Origin of the sequence: Dietzia sp. Die43 (assembly GCF_024519835.1) — a bacterium.
Lineage (GTDB): Bacteria > Actinomycetota > Actinomycetes > Mycobacteriales > Mycobacteriaceae > Dietzia > Dietzia kunjamensis.
The window spans coordinates 164,833-180,473 of the sequence record NZ_JALJRF010000001.1 but is presented as its reverse complement, the minus strand read 5'-3'; the positions used below and the strand labels follow the sequence as shown (position 1 = coordinate 180,473).

Annotated in this window: 16 protein-coding genes; 15 read left to right on the top strand and 1 reads right to left on the bottom strand. The window is 70.1% G+C overall.

Annotated elements, in window-relative coordinates:
• Positions 1-7: 7 nt before the first annotated feature.
• The 14 genes from NR111_RS00835 (at position 8) to NR111_RS00770 (ending at position 13,712) form a co-directional block, all read left to right on the top strand.
• Positions 8-1,123: a glycosyltransferase family 4 protein gene (locus tag NR111_RS00835; RefSeq protein ID WP_206472619.1), complete on the top strand. Its 1,116-nt coding sequence runs from the start codon at positions 8-10 to the stop codon at positions 1,121-1,123.
• Positions 1,113-1,712 (top strand): NUDIX hydrolase, encoded by a 600-nt coding sequence (locus NR111_RS00830; RefSeq protein ID WP_206472210.1) that lies wholly within the window; start codon positions 1,113-1,115, stop codon positions 1,710-1,712. Before NR111_RS00835 ends, NR111_RS00830 begins: the two co-directional genes overlap by 11 nt.
• Before the next feature lie 95 nt (positions 1,713-1,807).
• Positions 1,808-2,713 (top strand): pyridoxal 5'-phosphate synthase lyase subunit PdxS, encoded by a 906-nt coding sequence (gene pdxS, locus NR111_RS00825; RefSeq protein WP_120283374.1) that lies wholly within the window; start codon positions 1,808-1,810, stop codon positions 2,711-2,713.
• Positions 2,714-2,720: 7 nt separating this feature from the next.
• Positions 2,721-3,593, top strand: a complete 873-nt coding sequence (locus NR111_RS00820) for an acyl-CoA thioesterase II (protein ID WP_163375821.1) — start codon at positions 2,721-2,723, stop codon at positions 3,591-3,593.
• A complete protein-coding gene (pdxT, locus tag NR111_RS00815; protein WP_096905399.1) occupies positions 3,590-4,204 on the top strand; it encodes a pyridoxal 5'-phosphate synthase glutaminase subunit PdxT in 615 nt (204 codons plus the stop codon). The genes NR111_RS00820 and pdxT overlap by 4 nt, the downstream gene beginning before the upstream one ends.
• Positions 4,205-4,286: 82 nt before the next feature.
• Positions 4,287-5,039, top strand: a complete 753-nt coding sequence (locus tag NR111_RS00810) for a YebC/PmpR family DNA-binding transcriptional regulator (protein WP_067717865.1) — start codon at positions 4,287-4,289, stop codon at positions 5,037-5,039.
• 61 nt (positions 5,040-5,100) lie between these two features.
• Complete coding sequence (locus NR111_RS00805; RefSeq protein ID WP_206472208.1) at positions 5,101-5,760, top strand: crossover junction endodeoxyribonuclease RuvC; 660 nt, start codon at positions 5,101-5,103, stop codon at positions 5,758-5,760.
• Positions 5,757-6,356 carry a Holliday junction branch migration protein RuvA gene (gene ruvA / locus NR111_RS00800; RefSeq protein ID WP_206472207.1) on the top strand — a complete coding sequence of 200 codons (600 nt, stop codon included), beginning with the start codon at positions 5,757-5,759 and terminating at the stop codon, positions 6,354-6,356. Before NR111_RS00805 ends, ruvA begins: the two co-directional genes overlap by 4 nt.
• A complete protein-coding gene (gene ruvB, locus NR111_RS00795) occupies positions 6,356-7,474 on the top strand; it encodes a Holliday junction branch migration DNA helicase RuvB (RefSeq protein ID WP_256819426.1) in 1,119 nt (372 codons plus the stop codon). Before ruvA ends, ruvB begins: the two co-directional genes overlap by 1 nt.
• An 89-nt stretch (positions 7,475-7,563) precedes the next feature.
• The gene (gene yajC / locus NR111_RS00790; RefSeq protein WP_256819424.1) at positions 7,564-7,872 is read left to right on the top strand and encodes a preprotein translocase subunit YajC; all 309 of its coding nucleotides are present in this window, start codon (positions 7,564-7,566) and stop codon (positions 7,870-7,872) included.
• Positions 7,873-7,944: 72 nt separating this feature from the next.
• Entirely contained in the window at positions 7,945-9,645 is a 1,701-nt protein-coding gene (gene secD / locus NR111_RS00785; RefSeq protein WP_256819422.1) for a protein translocase subunit SecD, read from the top strand.
• The gene (gene secF / locus NR111_RS00780) at positions 9,642-10,703 is read left to right on the top strand and encodes a protein translocase subunit SecF (RefSeq protein WP_256819421.1); all 1,062 of its coding nucleotides are present in this window, start codon (positions 9,642-9,644) and stop codon (positions 10,701-10,703) included. Before secD ends, secF begins: the two co-directional genes overlap by 4 nt.
• Complete coding sequence (locus NR111_RS00775) at positions 10,700-11,257, top strand: adenine phosphoribosyltransferase (protein WP_163375819.1); 558 nt, start codon at positions 10,700-10,702, stop codon at positions 11,255-11,257. The genes secF and NR111_RS00775 overlap by 4 nt, the downstream gene beginning before the upstream one ends.
• A gap of 103 nt (positions 11,258-11,360) precedes the next feature.
• On the top strand, positions 11,361-13,712 hold the full coding sequence (locus tag NR111_RS00770) for a bifunctional (p)ppGpp synthetase/guanosine-3',5'-bis(diphosphate) 3'-pyrophosphohydrolase (protein WP_256819578.1): 2,352 nt from the start codon (positions 11,361-11,363) through the stop codon (positions 13,710-13,712).
• Between the two features lie 128 nt (positions 13,713-13,840).
• Here the strand turns inward: NR111_RS00770 and NR111_RS00765 are convergent, their stop codons facing one another.
• Complete coding sequence (locus NR111_RS00765; protein WP_120283356.1) at positions 13,841-14,764, bottom strand: peptidylprolyl isomerase; 924 nt, start codon at positions 14,762-14,764, stop codon at positions 13,841-13,843.
• 210 nt (positions 14,765-14,974) lie between these two features.
• Here NR111_RS00765 and NR111_RS00760 point away from each other — a divergent pair, with 210 nt between their 5' ends.
• Entirely contained in the window at positions 14,975-15,640 is a 666-nt protein-coding gene (locus NR111_RS00760) for an MBL fold metallo-hydrolase (protein WP_256819415.1), read from the top strand.
• The last annotated feature ends 1 nt before the right edge of the window (position 15,641 follow it).

Here is a 15,641-nt window from a genome sequence, read left to right as displayed (position 1 = left end):
CCCCGCCGTGCGCATCGGCATGATCTGTCCGTACTCCTTCGACGCCCCGGGCGGGGTGCAGGCCCACGTCGTGGACCTGACCGAGGAACTGCGGCGCCGCGGACACACGGTCCGGGTACTGGCACCGGGCAGTCCCGGCAGTGCGCCGGTCTCCGGGATGACCCTGACCGGGCCGGGCGTCCCGATCCCCTACAACGGGTCCGTGGCCCGGCTCAGCTTCGGCCCCGCCACCTGGCGGGCCACCCGCCACTGGCTCCGCGAGCAACCGCTGGACGTCCTGCACATCCACGAGCCCAACGCCCCGGGCGTCGGCATGTTCGCCCTGGCGATGTCCTCCGGGCCCATCACGGCCACGTTCCACACCTCCACCACGGGGTCGATGATCCTCGGCGCCGCCGACGGGGTCCTGGCCCCGCTGCTCGAGAAGATCCGCGGTCGGATCGCGGTGTCGACCCTGGCGCGCCGCTGGCAGATGGAGGCCCTGGGCTCCGACGCCGTCGAGATCCCCAACGGGGTCGACGTGTCCTCGTTCACCGACGTCGACACCTCCGCCGAGCCGACCGACGCACCGACCGTGGCGTTCCTCGGCCGCTACGACGAACCCCGCAAGGGGATGGGGGTACTCGCCGCGGCGCTCCCCGCCGTCCTGCGGGACGTGCCGGACCTGCGGCTCAGGGTCATGGGCGACGGCGACGAGCGGGCACTGCGCGCCACCCTCCCGGCCGGGTTGGACGTGGAGTTCCTCGGCCGGGTCGACGACACCCGCAAGGCCGCGGTGCTGGCCGCCGCGGACGTCTACTGCGCACCCAACACCGGAGGGGAGAGCTTCGGCATCGTCCTCGTGGAGGCCATGGCCGCCGGGACCGCCGTGGTGGCCGCCGACCTCGACGCGTTCCGCCGGGTCCTCCGGGACGGCGAGTGCGGGGAACTCGCCACGGTCGGCGACGCCGACGCCCTCGCCGCCGCACTCACGAGGGTCCTCACCGACCCCGGGCTCCGCGCCGACCTCCGCACCCGCGGTCTCCAGGCGGTCCGGGAGTACGACTGGCCCGTCGTCGCCGACCGGGTCGTGCGTGTGTACGAGACCATCCGCGGCCCGGGGGAGACGCTCCGTGTCCGTTGAACTGATCGTCCTCGTCGTCGTCGTCCTCGTCGCCGCGCTCGCGGCGTTGTTCACCGCGTACCTCACCGCTCACCGCCTGGACCGGCTCCACATCCGCACCGACCTGGCCCGCGCCGCCCTGACCGGGGCCCTGGAGCGACGCCACACGGTCGCCGCCGCCGTCGCCAGCGACCTCTCGGCGCGGGACCCGGCGGGCGCGGACCGCCTGGTGCGGGCGCTCGCGCACGCCCGCGCCCACCCCCCGGGGGCGATCGCCGGGCCGGACCCCGCGCCGCACCCCGACCACCGACGCCGTCGCGACGACGGCAGCGCGCCTGACGACGCCCCCGAGCCCGACGCCGAGGTCGCGGAGAACACCCTCGGCGTGGTCCTGTCCGGGGTCGACACGGACGCCCTGCCCGTCGATCTCGCCGCCGAACTGGAGGACGCCTCGGATCGCGTGTCCATGGCCCGGCGCTTCTACAACGACGCCGTCCGCGACACCCGCAGTCTGCGGGAACAGGCCCCGGTCCGCCTCCTGCGACTGGCCGGCCGGGCCCCGATGCCCGGGTACGTCGAACTCGTCGACGCACCGCCACCGCAGGCCTGACCAACCCCGGTGGGGCGGCGGTTGGGGCGCCGGGGTGAGGGAGACCTACACTGGACCCCTGTCACACGTCGTCTGAGCCAGGAAAGGCCTATTTCGTGAGCGACCCGCAGTCCAGCGAGAACACCACCGGAACCGCACGCGTCAAGCGAGGTATGGCCGAGATGCTCAAGGGCGGCGTCATCATGGACGTCGTCACCGCCGAGCAGGCGAAGATCGCCGAGGACGCCGGCGCCGTGGCCGTGATGGCCCTCGAGCGCGTCCCCGCCGACATCCGAGCGCAGGGCGGCGTCGCCCGCATGAGCGACCCCGACCTCATCGACGGCATCATCGAGGCCGTCTCCATCCCCGTGATGGCCAAGGCCCGCATCGGGCACTTCGTCGAGGCGCAGATCCTCCAGGCCCTCGGCGTGGACTACGTCGACGAGTCCGAGGTCCTCACCCCGGCCGACTACGCCAACCACATCGACAAGTTCGGCTTCACCGTGCCGTTCGTCTGTGGCGCCACCAACCTCGGCGAGGCCCTGCGCCGGATCACCGAGGGCGCGGCCATGATCCGTTCCAAGGGTGAGGCCGGCACCGGCGACGTCTCCAACGCCACCACCCACATGCGCCAGATCCGCCAGCAGATCCGCAAGCTCCAGAGCCTGCCGTCCGACGAGCTGTACGTGGCCGCCAAGGAGCTGCAGGCGCCGTACGAGCTGGTCAAGGAGGTCGCCGAGACCGGCAAGCTCCCCGTGGTGCTGTTCACCGCGGGCGGCATCGCCACCCCGGCCGACGCCGCGATGATGATGCAGCTCGGTGCCGAGGGCGTGTTCGTCGGTTCCGGCATCTTCAAGTCCGGCAACCCCTCCGAGCGGGCCAAGGCGATCGTCAAGGCGACGACCTTCCACGACGATCCGGAGATGCTCGCGACCATCTCCCGCGGCCTCGGCGAGGCCATGGTCGGCATCAACGTCGACGACATCCCCGAGCCCCACCGGCTCGCCGAGCGGGGCTGGTGACCCGCCGGTGGCGAAGATCGAGGACATCCTCGAGATCGAGCGGATAGACCGCGACCTCTACCGGGGACCGGCCATCCGCACGCACCTGCAGCGGACCTTCGGCGGCCAGGTCGCCGGTCAGACCCTCGTCGCCGCGGTCCGGACCGTGGACTCCGACAAGCACGTCCACTCCCTGCACGGGTACTTCATCCGGCCGGGCATCCCCGACGTGCCGACCGTCTTCCAGGTCGACCGCCTCCGGGACGGTCGCAGCTTCGCCACCCGCCGTGTCACCGCCATCCAGGAGGGGGAGCCGATCTTCTCCATGTCGGCCTCCTTCCACCTGGTCGACCAGGAGGGCATCGAGCACCAGGACTCGATGCCCCGGGTCGTGGGGCCCGAGGAGATCGACGTCCCGAGAATCGAGGACCTCGACGAGGCCCACCGCGTCTTCGTGGAGGAATGGGCCCAGTGGGACATCCGGATCGTCCCCCGGGACCGCCTGGAGACGAGTTCGGTGCTGGCCTCGCAGCAGCGGGTGTGGTTCCGCAGCGTCGACACGCTGCCGGACGACCCCAATTTCCACGTGTGCACACTCGCGTACATGTCGGACATGACGTTGTTGGGCTCGGCCAAGGTCCCGCACCCCGACGAGCCCACCCAGGACGCCTCGCTCGACCACGCCATGTGGTTCATGCGCCCCTTCCGGGCCGATGACTGGTTGCTGTACGACCAGACCTCGCCGTCGGCGTTCGGGGGGCGCGCCCTCACCCAGGGGCGGATCTTCGACCGCTCCGGCAGGCTCGTCGCCGCCGTCACCCAGGAGGGACTGTCCCGGCGCCTGCGACCGGGAGCCCAGTCGTTCCCGGTGAGCACCACCGACGACCCGTCCAAGAAGTGAGCACGGACGCCCCGACCGTCGGTGTCCTCGCCCTCCAGGGCGATGTCGCCGAACACGTCCGCCACCTCGAGTCCGTCGGCGCGCGGGCCGTGGCCGTCCGCCGGCGCTCCGAGCTCGACGGCGTGGACGGACTCATCCTGCCCGGCGGGGAGTCCACCGCGATGAGTCGGCTTCTGGACGTCTACGACATGTACGAACCGGTGGCCGAGAGGATCTCCGGCGGCATGCCGGTCTACGGCTCCTGCGCGGGCATGATCCTGCTGGCGTCGGTCGTCCTTGACACCCGGGCCGACGCCACCTGGTTCTCCGCGATCGACATGACCGTCCGACGGAACGCCTTCGGACGGCAGGTCGACTCGTTCGAGGCCGACCTCGTCGTCGACGCCCTCGGCGCCGACCCGGTCCGGACCGTGTTCATCCGCGCACCCTGGGTCGAGACGGTGGGCCCCGACGTGGAGGTACTCGCCCGCGTCCGCGCCTCCGACGGCCACGATCACGTGGTCGCGGTGCGGCAGGGCAACGCCCTGGCGACCTCGTTCCACCCCGAGGTGACCGACGATGTGCGCGTTCACCGGTACTTCGTCGACATGGTGCGGCAGTCGACCTCGTAGACTGGCCAGTCAGCGACACATCGCACCGGGCCACCAACCGACGTCGGCCCGGACTTCACACCCCCGGAGGGCGGAACATCCCATGTCAGGCCATTCCAAGTGGGCCACCACCAAGCACAAGAAGGCCGCGATCGACGCCAAGCGCGGCAAACTCTTCGCCAAGCTCGTCAAGAACATCGAGGTGGCGGCCCGTACGGGCGGCGGTGACCCAGCCGGCAACCCCACGCTCTACGACGCCATCCAGAAGGCCAAGAAAAACTCTGTCCCGGGCGACAACGTCGAGCGCGCGCGCAGACGTGGCGCCGGTGAGGAGGCGGGCGGCGCCGAGTGGGAGACCATCATGTACGAGGGGTACGGCCCGAACGGCGTGGCCCTGCTCATCGAGTGTCTGACCGACAACCGCAACCGCGCCGCGGGCGAGGTGCGCACGGCGATGACCCGCAACGGCGGCAACCTCGCCGACCCCGGTTCGGTGGCTTACCTGTTCACCCGCAAGGGCGAGATCGTGCTGGACAAGGGTGAGCTCGAGGAGGACGACGTCCTCATGGCCGTACTCGAGGCCGGGGCCGAGGAGGTCAACGACCTGGGCGAGCAGTTCGAGGTGGTCTGCGAACCCACCGACCTCGTCCGGGTGCGCACCGCGCTCCAGGAGGCCGGCATCGACTACGACTCGGCCGAGTCCGGGTTCCGCGCCTCGGTCGAGGTGACGGTCGACGCCGACGGTGCCACCAAGGTCTTCAAGCTCATCGACGCGCTCGAGGACTCCGACGACGTCCAGAACGTCTACTCGAACCTCGACGTGCCGGACGACGTGCTGGCGGCGCTCAACGCCTGACGGGCGGCCCACTGGTAGGGTCTCGAACGTAGGTTCTACCACTGGTCGGCGAAAGGTCGCTATGCGCGTGATGGGTGTGGACCCGGGACTGACCCGGTGCGGGCTCGCGCTGATCGAGACCGAGCCGGGTCGGGCCGTCACGGCGTTGGACGTGGACGTGGTGCGGACGACCGCCCAGGAACCACTCGAGAGGCGCCTGCAGGCGGTCCACGCCGTGGCGGACGAGTGGATGGAGATCCACCGCCCGGACGTGGTCGCCATCGAGCGGGTCTTCGCCCAGAACCAGGTCTCCACCGCCATGGGCACGGCCCAGGCCGCAGGCGTCGTGGCACTGGCCGCCGCCTACCGCGACATCCCGGTGGCCTTCCACACGCCTTCCGAGGTCAAGGCCGCCATCACCGGCAGCGGGCGCGCGGACAAGAAGCAGATGACCCTGATGATCACCCGGATCCTCGGCCTGCAGAAGCCCCCCAGCCCGGCGGACGCGGCCGACGCCCTCGCCCTGGCCGTGTGCCACAGCTGGCGGGCCCCCATGCAGGGGCGGGTCGCCGCGCTCGACGGCCACGTCGCGCGGTCCCGCGCCGGGTTCGAGTCGAAGGTGGCGGCCGCGCGGGACGCAGCCACGTCGAACGCACACGGTGGTCGCGGCGCGGCCGCCGATCAGGAGCGCGCCCGGGCCGCGGCCCGGGGCATGGCGCGGACGAAGGGAGTGCGCTGGTGATCGCCTCGATCCGGGGAACCGTGGCCGAGATCGGCCTGGACCGCTGCGTGGTGGAGACCGGGGGAGTCGGGGTGCTCGTGCACGCGACCCCCGCGGCGCTCGCCGGCCTCCGCCGCGGCGCGGAAGGAATGCTCCACACCGAGCTGGTCGTCCGCGAGGACTCATTGACCCTGTACGGATTCGACTCGGTGGACGCGCGTCAGTTGTTCCTCACCGTCCAGACCGTATCCGGCGTCGGACCACGACTGGCGCTGGCGATCGTCGCGACCCTCGAGCCGGAGGCCCTCGTCCGGGCTCTCGGAACCGCGGACGTCAAGGCGTTGACCCGGGTCCCGGGCGTCGGTAAGCGAACCGCCGAACGCATGGTGCTGGAACTCAAGGACAAGGTCGGGCCCGTGGCGGACGGTGGTTCCGTGGGGGTCCCGGGCGGCGCGACCGTCGGGTCGGCTGCGACCGAGGTCGCAGAGGCACTCGAGGGCCTGGGTTTCTCCTCCGCGGAGGCCGAGAAGACCGCCACCGCGGTGCTCGCCGCCGAACCGGACCTCGACCCGGCGCAGGCCCTGCGGCTGGCCCTCAAATCACTCGGTAAGCGCTGATGGCGGGACAGTTCGACGCGCCCGGTGACGGGTATTCCCCCGACGTCGACGACGGGGCGGACCGGGAGGGCGAGCTGTCCGCGTCCGCGACCCCGTTCGACACCGACGTCGAGGGTGCCCTCCGACCCCGCAGCCTGGGCGAGTTCATCGGCCAGGAGACGGTCCGGGAGCAACTGGACCTCGTGCTCACCGCGGCCACCCGCCGCGGGGTCGTGCCCGACCACCTGCTCTTCTCCGGGCCGCCCGGACTGGGTAAGACCAGTCTCGCGATGATCGTCGCGGCCGAACTCGGTGGATCGCTGCGGATCACCTCCGGTCCCGCCCTCGAACGACCCGGCGACCTGGCCGCGATGCTGTCGAACCTCATCGAGGGCGACGTGCTGTTCATCGACGAGATCCACCGCATCGCGCGCCCGGCCGAGGAGATGCTCTATCTCGCGATGGAGGACTTCCGGATCGACATCATGGTGGGCAAGGGGCCCGGTGCCACCTCGATCCCGCTGGAGATCGCCCCGTTCACCCTGGTCGGTGCCACCACGCGATCCGGTGCGCTGACCGGTCCGCTGCGCGACAGGTTCGGGTTCACCGCGCACATGGACTTCTACACGGACACCGACCTCGCCAGGATCGTCACCCGCGCGGCGGACATCCTCACCATCCCCGTGGAGCCCGATGCCGCGCTGGAGATCGCCGGCCGGTCGCGGGGCACACCCCGGATCGCCAACCGGCTCCTGCGACGGGTCCGCGACTTCGCCGAGGTCCGGGCCGACGGTCGCATCACCGTGCCCGTCGCCAGGGCCGCCCTCGAGGTGTACGAGGTGGACGAGCTGGGTCTCGACCGTCTCGACCGCGCGGTCCTGAGGGCGCTCCTCGTCCAACACGAGGGCGGGCCCGTCGGACTGAGCACCCTGGCGGTGGCCGTGGGGGAGGAGTCCACCACCCTCGAGGAGGTCTGCGAGCCCTTCCTCGTCCGCGCCGGTCTGCTCGCACGCACCCCGCGCGGGCGGATCGCCACCGCCGCGGCGTGGGATCACCTGGGGCTCACCCGCTCCGACAACGCGGCCGGCCAGCCGATGCTGCCGGTCGAGGTCGACCGGGGCCCCGGCGCGCGCGGCTGAGCCCCGGGCTGGCATCCTCGGACGAGACCGTCCGTAGCCCGGACCCGCCAGCGACCCGGAACCGGCGGGTCCATGTCAGGAGGACCCGAATGGGACTGGAACTGCTGCTGCCGTTGATGATCGTCGTGCTGATCGTGCTGATGGTCCTGCAGAGCACGAAACAACGCAGGGCGATGAAGGACATGCGGGAGATGCAGGCCTCACTGACGGCGGGTGATCGCGTGCTCACCACCTCGGGCCTCCGCGCGACCATCGTCTCAGTGGGCGACGAGACCGTGGAACTGGAGATCGCGGAGGGTGTCCACACCCAGTGGGACCGACGGGTGATCCGCGAGAAGATCGACGCCGGTACGACCCCCGGGGCCGACACCGGGACGGGTGCCACGGATTCCCGGTAGGCCACGACCGGCGAGTAGTGTAATGGGGCCGTCCAGCCGGAGGCCCCAGACGAAGACCGAGAGAGATCACCTGTGTCACCAGCTCGTCCTCGAGGCGCCGACGCCCGCCCCAGACCGTGGGCGCTGCTGTCCGCATTCTTCCTGGTGCTGTTCATCTTCTTCCTCGGCGCCTTCGCCGTCGCCGAGCGAGGCCTGACGCCGAAGCTGGGCATCGACCTCCAGGGCGGTACCCGCGTCACGCTGATCCCCAAGGGGGAGCCCGACGAGGCGGACCTGCGTCTGGCCCAGGACATCATCCGGGACCGGGTCGACGGACTCGGCGTCGCCGGGACCTCGGTCGTCATCGAGGGCAGCAACATCGTCCTCACGGTGCCCGGTGAGGACTCCAGCCAGGCCCGTGACCTCGGCACCACCTCGCAGTTGACGATCCGTCCCGTGCTGCAGGTCCAGCCCGTCGCCGAGGGCGACGTCGAACCCGTGCCCGCCGCCAAGGGGGACCGCGACGCAGTCGCCAGGGAGGTCGAGGAGGCCCGCGAGGTCCGGCAGGGTGACCCCCAGGAGCTCACCCAGAACCTCGCGACGTTCCGCTGTCCGGAACGCGATGTCCTGGCCGGCTTCGACGACCCGTCCCAGGCTCTCATCGCCTGCGGGGAGGGCGCCAAGTACGTCCTCGGCCCGGTCCCGCTGCTGATCGGGGAACCAGAGGACGGCCAGCGGCTCGACGGGCAGCAGATCGTCAAGGACTCCGTCAGTTCGGGATTCAACCAGCAGGCCGCCAAGAACGAGGTGTCCTTCCGGTTCAACGCCGGCCCCGGCGAGCAGGGCAGCGCCACCTGGTCGCGGCTGACCCAGGAGAACCTCCAGCGCCAGATCGCCATCCTCCTCGACGGCGAGGTGATCAGCGCGCCCGTCGTCCAGGGCGTCACGCCGGTCGGCTCGGCGACCTCCATCACCGGCGACTTCAGCACGGACGAGGCGGCCTCTCTCGCCGCGAACCTGCGTTACGGTGCGCTGCCCATCTCGTTCGAGGACCCCAACGTCGACAACGTTCCGGCGTCCCTCGGTCTGGCGTCGCTCGAGGCGGGCCTGCTCGCGGGCGCGATCGGCTTCCTGCTGGTACTCGCGTACTCCGCCTTCTTCTACCGCCTGCTCGGTGTGTTGGCGTTCCTCTCGTTGGCCCTGTCGTTCCTGCTCACCTACATCCTGTTGGTGTTCCTCGGATACACCGTCGACTACAGCCTCGACCTGGCGGGCATCGCGGGCCTCGTCATCGGTATCGGCATGACCGCCGACTCCTACGTCGTGTTCTTCGAGCGCATCAAGGACGAACTGCGAGACGGCCACCGGTTCAGATCCGCGGTGCCGCGGGCCTGGAAGAGCGCCAGCCGCACCATCGTCACCGGCAACATGGTCAGCCTCATCGGAGCCGTCGTGCTCTACCTCCTGGCCAGCGGCGAGGTGCGAGGCTTCGCGTTCACCCTCGGCCTCACCACGATCATGGACGTGTTCGTCGCGTTCACCGTGACCTGGCCGCTCGTCTACCTCGCCTCCACCAAACCCACCTTCGCCAAGACCTGGGCGAACGGGATGGGACGGATGGAGAACCTCCAGGCAGCCGCGGCGGAACAGCGCCGCATCGACCGGAAGACCGAGAGCGATCTCGAGCAGGGCCAGGGCCGCGGGGTCACCGCGACCATCCGCGGCCCGGGCGGCGACACCATCACCGAACCGCGCACCGAGCGTCCCGCCACCGATGAGGAGGAGGGCCGATGAGCACTACCACCACCACCGCGGCCGAGAGTGGCGCCACCGCCCCCGCCGGCCGGTCCGACAGTCTGTTCACGCGGCTCTACACGGGGACCGGGGCGTTCGGCATCGTCCCGAACCGCCGGAGGTTCTACGTCCTCACCACCGTGATCGTCGCCATCTGCCTGGCGAGCATCATCTTCCGTGGCTTCAGCTTCGGCATCGACTTCACCGGCGGCACCAAGCTCACCATGCCCGCCGCCGACCACGACAAGAGCCGCGTGGCCGCGGTGGTCGAGGAGTCCGTGGGCGAGGAACCCCAGACGGTCCAGATCGTCGGAGCCGGGGACGCCCGCATCGTCGAGGTGGAGACGCGGTTCCTCACCAGTGATGAGATCCGCGCGGCCAAAAACGCGCTCTACGAGGAGTTCCAGCCGGTCACGGCCGACGGAGACGCCTCGGTGGAGGCTATCGGCGACTCCGCGCGCTCGGAGAGCTGGGGAGGTCAGGTCACCGAGAACGCACTGATCGCCCTCGGCGTCTTCCTCGTCATCGTCTTCGGCTACATCGCCTTCCGCTTCGAATGGCGGATGGCCACCGCAGCGATCGTCGCCCTGCTGTTCGACGTGCTGACCACCGCCGGCGTCTACTCGCTCGTCGGCTTCGAGGTCACCCCCGCCACCGTGATCGGACTCCTGACCATTCTCGGTTTCTCCCTGTACGACACGGTGATCGTGTTCGACAAGGTCGAGGAGAACACCCGGGGCATCAGACACACCGCGAGCCGCACCTACGCCGAAGAGGCGAACCTGGGTGTCAACCAGACCCTCATGCGCTCGATCCACACCACGATCATCGGCGTGCTGCCCTTGCTGGCGCTGGTCGTGATCGCCGTGTGGATTCTCGGTGTGGGCACCCTGATGGACCTGGCGCTCGTGCAGATGGTCGGCATCATCACCGGCACCTTCTCCTCCGTCTTCCTCGCGACACCCCTGCTGGTGTCCCTCAAGAACCGCGATCCAGAGATCCGCCGCCAGACCGCCAAGGTCCTGGCCCGACGCGAGAAGGCCGAGGCCGCCGCATGACCGAACCTGCCCTCACCCCCGTCTCACCGGCGATCAGCTCTGCCGTGGAGCGGCTGATGCGTCGCGTCGAGGACTTCCCGTCCGCGGGGGTCCAGTTCTGTGACCTCACCCCGGTCCTCGCTGACGCCGACGGCTTCGACGCCGTCGTGGCCGGGCTCATCGCCGGACACGAGATCGGCAGCGTGGACTACGTCGCCGGACTCGACGCCCGCGGGTTCCTGCTGGCCGGCGCAGCGGCCGTACGCCTGCACACCGGCATCCTCGCGATCCGCAAAGCCGGCAAGCTCCCGCCCCCGGTGCACTCGCGTTCCTACGAGCTCGAGTACGGCGCCGCCACGTTGGAACTCCCCGCGGACGGGCTCGACCTCAGCGGGAAGCGCGTCCTCGTCGTCGACGACGTCCTCGCCACAGGGGGGACGCTCACCGCAGCGGTCGGTCTACTCGAGGACTGCGGAGCGATCGTCGTGGGGCTGTCCGTGGTGCTCGAGGTCCCCGGCCTCGGGGGGCGGGATAGACTGGCCGCCACACCGCTGACCTGCCTCACGGTCGCGTGACCGCCGGCCGTTCCTGACGGCCCGGAACTGGAGGGAGGAGCCGGAGATGACGCAACGGCAGGACCCCGCCGGGCAGCCGGACGGGGGCGCGCGACCCGGACAGATGGATCAGCAGCAACCCTCGTCACCCCAACCCTCGTCACCCCAACTCTCGTCACCCCAGCCCTCGACCCAGCCGCTCCCGGTGATCCCGGGCAATCGACCGTCCGCCGGCCGACGGGTGCGCGCGCGGTGGGCTCGCCGCCTCACCTCCGGGCTGACCGTGACCTCCACGCCGGCGGTTCTCGAGCCGCTGGTACGCGTCCACCGCATCCACCACCCCAAGGCCGACGTGGGTCTGCTGGCCCGCGCGTACACCCTCGCCGAGAAGCAACACGAGGGCGTCTACCGCAAGTCCGGCGACCCCTACATCACCCACCCGCTCGCCGTGGCGACCATCTGCGCCGAGATGGGCATGGACACCACCACCCTCGTCGCGGCGCTGCTGCACGACACCGTGGAGGACACCGACTACTCGCTCGCCCGGCTGGAGGCCGATTTCGGCGGCGAGGTCGCCCACCTCGTGGACGGTGTCACCAAGCTGGACAAGGTCGAGTTCGGTGAGGCCGCCGAAGCGGAGACCATCCGCAAGATGATCATCGCCATGGCACACGATCCCCGCGTCCTGGTGATCAAGGTGGCCGACCGCCTGCACAACATGCGGACGATGCGGTTCCTGCCGCCCGAGAAGCAGGTCAAAAAGGCGCGGGAGACCCTCGAGGTGATCGCCCCACTCGCGCACCGGCTCGGGATGGCGACCATCAAGTGGGAACTCGAGGACCTCGCCTTCGCAATCCTCGAGCCGAAGAAGTACCAGGAGATCGTGCGGCTCGTGGCCGACCGGGCCCCCAGCCGCGACGTCTACCTGCAAACGGTGACCAACCGGGTCAGGGCGGACCTCGAGAAAGCGCACATCCAGGCGCGGGTCGAGGGCCGACCCAAGCACTACTGGTCGATCTACCAGAAGATGATCGTGCGCGGTCGGGAGTTCGACGAGATCCACGACCTCGTGGGCATCCGTGTCCTGTGCGAGGACGTGCGCGACTGCTACGCCGCGATCGGGGTGGTCCACTCGACGTGGAAGCCGATGCCGGGGAGGTTCAAGGACTACATCGCCCAGCCCCGATTCGGCGTGTACCGGTCGTTGCACACCACCGTGATCGGACCCGACGGCAAACCCCTCGAGATCCAGATCCGCACCCACGAGATGCACCGCAACGCGGAGTACGGCATCGCGGCGCACTGGCGCTACAAGGAGACCCGCGGCAAGCACAACGGCGACCCCGCCGAGGTCGACGAGATGGCGTGGATGCGGCAACTGCTCAGCTGGCAGCGCGAGGCCGCCGATCCCGGCGAGTTCCTGGATTCCCTGCGTTTCGAGATGACCAGCAAGGAGATCTTCGTCTTCACCCCCAAGGGAGACGTCATCAACCTTCCGGTCGGTGCCACACCCGTGGACTTCGCCTACGCGGTCCACACCGAGGTCGGCCACCGCTGCATCGGGGCGCGGGTCAACGGCAAACTCGTCGCCCTCGAGCGCCCGCTCGAGAACGGCGAGGTGGTGGAGGTCTTCACCTCCAAGGACCTCAATGCCGGCCCCAGCCTGGACTGGCAGAAGTTCGTGGTCTCCGGCCGTGCCAAGAGCTCGATCCGGCAGTGGTTCGCCAAGGAGCGCCGCGAGGAGGCCCTGGAGCGGGGCAAGGACCTCATCACCCGTGAGGTCCGCCGGGGCGGCGTCCCCGTACACCGCATCTTCTCCAACGAGTCGATCGCCGGGGTGTCCCGCGAGCTCGGATTCGCCGACGTCACCGCTCTCTACACGGCGATCGGGGAGAACCACGTCTCCGCCAAGACCGTGGTCGGCCGCCTCATCGCCGCCCACGGCGGCGTGGACGAGGTCACCGAGGAACTCGCCGACCGGTCCCGTGACAAGACCATGACCCCGCCCCGCCCCACCACCTCCGGGGCCGGCGTACTCGTGGGCGGTGTGGAGGACGTCCACGCCAAGCTCGCCCGCTGCTGCACCCCGGTGCCGGGGGACCAGGTCCTGGGTTTCATCACGCGCGGCGGCTCGGTCAGCGTGCACCGAACCGACTGCACCAACGCCTCCGACCTGCACCGGGAGCCGGAGCGACTGGTCAAGGTCGAATGGGCGCCCCAGCCGGGCGCGGTGTTTCTCGTGGCCATCCAGGTGGAGGCCCTCGATCGCCACCGTCTGCTGTCCGACATCACCAAGGTCCTGGCCGACGAGAAGGTCAACATCCTGTCCGCCTCGGTGCAGACCGCGGGCGACGACAGGGTGGCGATCTCCCGGTTCACCTTCGAGATGGCCGACCCCAAACACCTGGGTCACGTCCTCGGTGCGGTCCGCAAGGTCGAAGGCGTCTTCGACGTCTACCGGATGACCTCGAACTGACCGACGCCTCCGCGGCTGACCGACCCTCCGCGGCCAGCGGTCGCGGACCCGGTGGGACGACACCGGCCCCGGCCGGGAGGCCGGGGCCGGGAGGCCGGGGCCGGTGCTCACGGCCGGGTGCTACGGGTTCACGCCTCGGGCAGACCCTCCTGGGCGCCGACCGTGACCTTCTCGATGACCACCGGTCGGCGCGGTGCCTCGTAGTCCGGATCGCTCTGGTCGTCGCTCTTCGTCCCGGCCTCGGCGATCTCGTCGAGGACCTCCAGACCGGACTCGCCGATCGTGCCCATCACGGAGTACTCGGGGGGCAGCATGGAGTCCTCGTACACGAGGAAGAACTGACTCCCGGCGCTGTTCGGGGCCTGCGACTTGGCCATGGCGACCGTGCCGCGCGGGTAGACCGACATACCCGAACCGTCCTCGGCCACGGGAAGATCGGTGGGCGGCTCGTCCACGATCGAGTACCCGGGGCCCGAGAGCCCGGTCCCCGTCGGGTCACCACACTGCAGGACGGAGAGCTGCGAACCCTCACCGCCCTGCGTCAGTCGATGGCACTCGGTGTCGTCGAAGTACTCCTGCTCGGCGAGGTGGACGAAGCTCGCGACGTTGCAGGGGGCGCCCTCACGGTCGAGCGTCAGGGGGATCTCACCGCTACCGGTGGTCACGACGATCTCGGCCGTCCCTCTCCGGGGCTGGTCCCCGGTCGGGGGGTCCATCTCGCGCTTGGACTCCTCGATCTCGTCGACCTGCTCGTTGAAACGACGCGCCTCGGCGACGATCTCGGGCCCCTGGTCCTCGAACTCCGCCGGGTCGACCTTCTCCATGGGACTGGTGTCCTGCGGGTACTCGCAGGACACCCAGTCGGCGGCGTACTGCTCGGCGCGGGACTGTTCCGCCTTGTTCCAGACCACGACGCCCACGATGCCGAGGAGGACCACCACCACGACCGAGGCACCGGCGATCTTCAGCTGCTTCTCGCGGCGCGCCTGCGCCTCCATCTGCTCACGCAGACGTTGGCGCGCCTCGGCTCGGCGTTCCTGGTTTGTGGACACTGACCCTCCTGGGGACCTGGACTAGGCTGGGACTCCACGGGCGGACCCGTACGGTGGGGCTCCGTGAAGAGCCCCACGCGGCGGTCCAGCCCAGGGTCCTTGTCTACCAGGTCGGGTAGTGACGGCCGAACGCCACTCCGGTGTCGGGCGCCGTTGCCCGGCACCGGGCGCCGAACGGCGCCGACAGTGTCGAGAAAGGGAGTACGGGACGTGCAGATCGTCGGTTTCCCCGCCGGGATGTTCCAGACCAACTGCTACATCGTGGCGGACGACGCGGGCGACTGTGTGGTCGTCGACCCGGGGCAGGACGCGGAGGAACAGGTCCGCCGTCAGATCTCCGAGGCCGGGCTCCGGCCCCGCGCGGTGCTGCTCACGCACGGGCACCTCGACCACATCTGGAACGCGCGGCAGGTGGCGGATCACTACGGGGTTCCCGCCTACATCCACCCCGAGGACCGCGAGATGCTCTCCGATCCGGGCAAGGGTCTCTCACTCGACCTGTCGGCGATGCTCAAGGGCGTCACCTTCACGGAGCCGGCCGAGGTCATCGAGGTGTTCGACGGCGACACCCTCACCCTCGGGTCGATGACCTTCGACGTGGACCACGTCCCGGGTCACAGCCCCGGCTCGGTCTCGTTCCGGATCACCGTGCAGACCGAGGACGGACCCCGGCTGGTCGTGCTCGGTGGGGACGTACTGTTCCAGGACGGTGTGGGACGCACCGATCTGCCGGCGGGGGACGCCGAGGTGCTCATGCAGTCCATCGCCAAGAAGTTCCTCGTCCTGGACGACGACGCCGTCGTGTTGCCCGGGCACGGGCCGTCCACGACCATCGGTCGTGAGCGTCGGTCGAATCCGTTCCTACGCGACCTCTAGA

What these genes read in the sequence shown, in the direction of transcription:
- NR111_RS00810 (WP_067717865.1), top strand. Translation starts at nt 4,287, where the DNA reads ATGTCAGGCCATTCCAAGTGGGCCACCACCAAGCACAAGAAGGCCGCG.
- NR111_RS00805 (WP_206472208.1), top strand. Translation starts at nt 5,101, where the DNA reads ATGCGCGTGATGGGTGTGGACCCGGGACTGACCCGGTGCGGGCTCGCG.
- ruvB (WP_256819426.1), top strand. Translation starts at nt 6,356, where the DNA reads ATGGCGGGACAGTTCGACGCGCCCGGTGACGGGTATTCCCCCGACGTC.
- yajC (WP_256819424.1), top strand. Translation starts at nt 7,564, where the DNA reads ATGGGACTGGAACTGCTGCTGCCGTTGATGATCGTCGTGCTGATCGTG.
- secF (WP_256819421.1), top strand. Translation starts at nt 9,642, where the DNA reads ATGAGCACTACCACCACCACCGCGGCCGAGAGTGGCGCCACCGCCCCC.
- NR111_RS00775 (WP_163375819.1), top strand. Translation starts at nt 10,700, where the DNA reads ATGACCGAACCTGCCCTCACCCCCGTCTCACCGGCGATCAGCTCTGCC.
- NR111_RS00770 (WP_256819578.1), top strand. Translation starts at nt 11,361, where the DNA reads ATGGATCAGCAGCAACCCTCGTCACCCCAACCCTCGTCACCCCAACTC.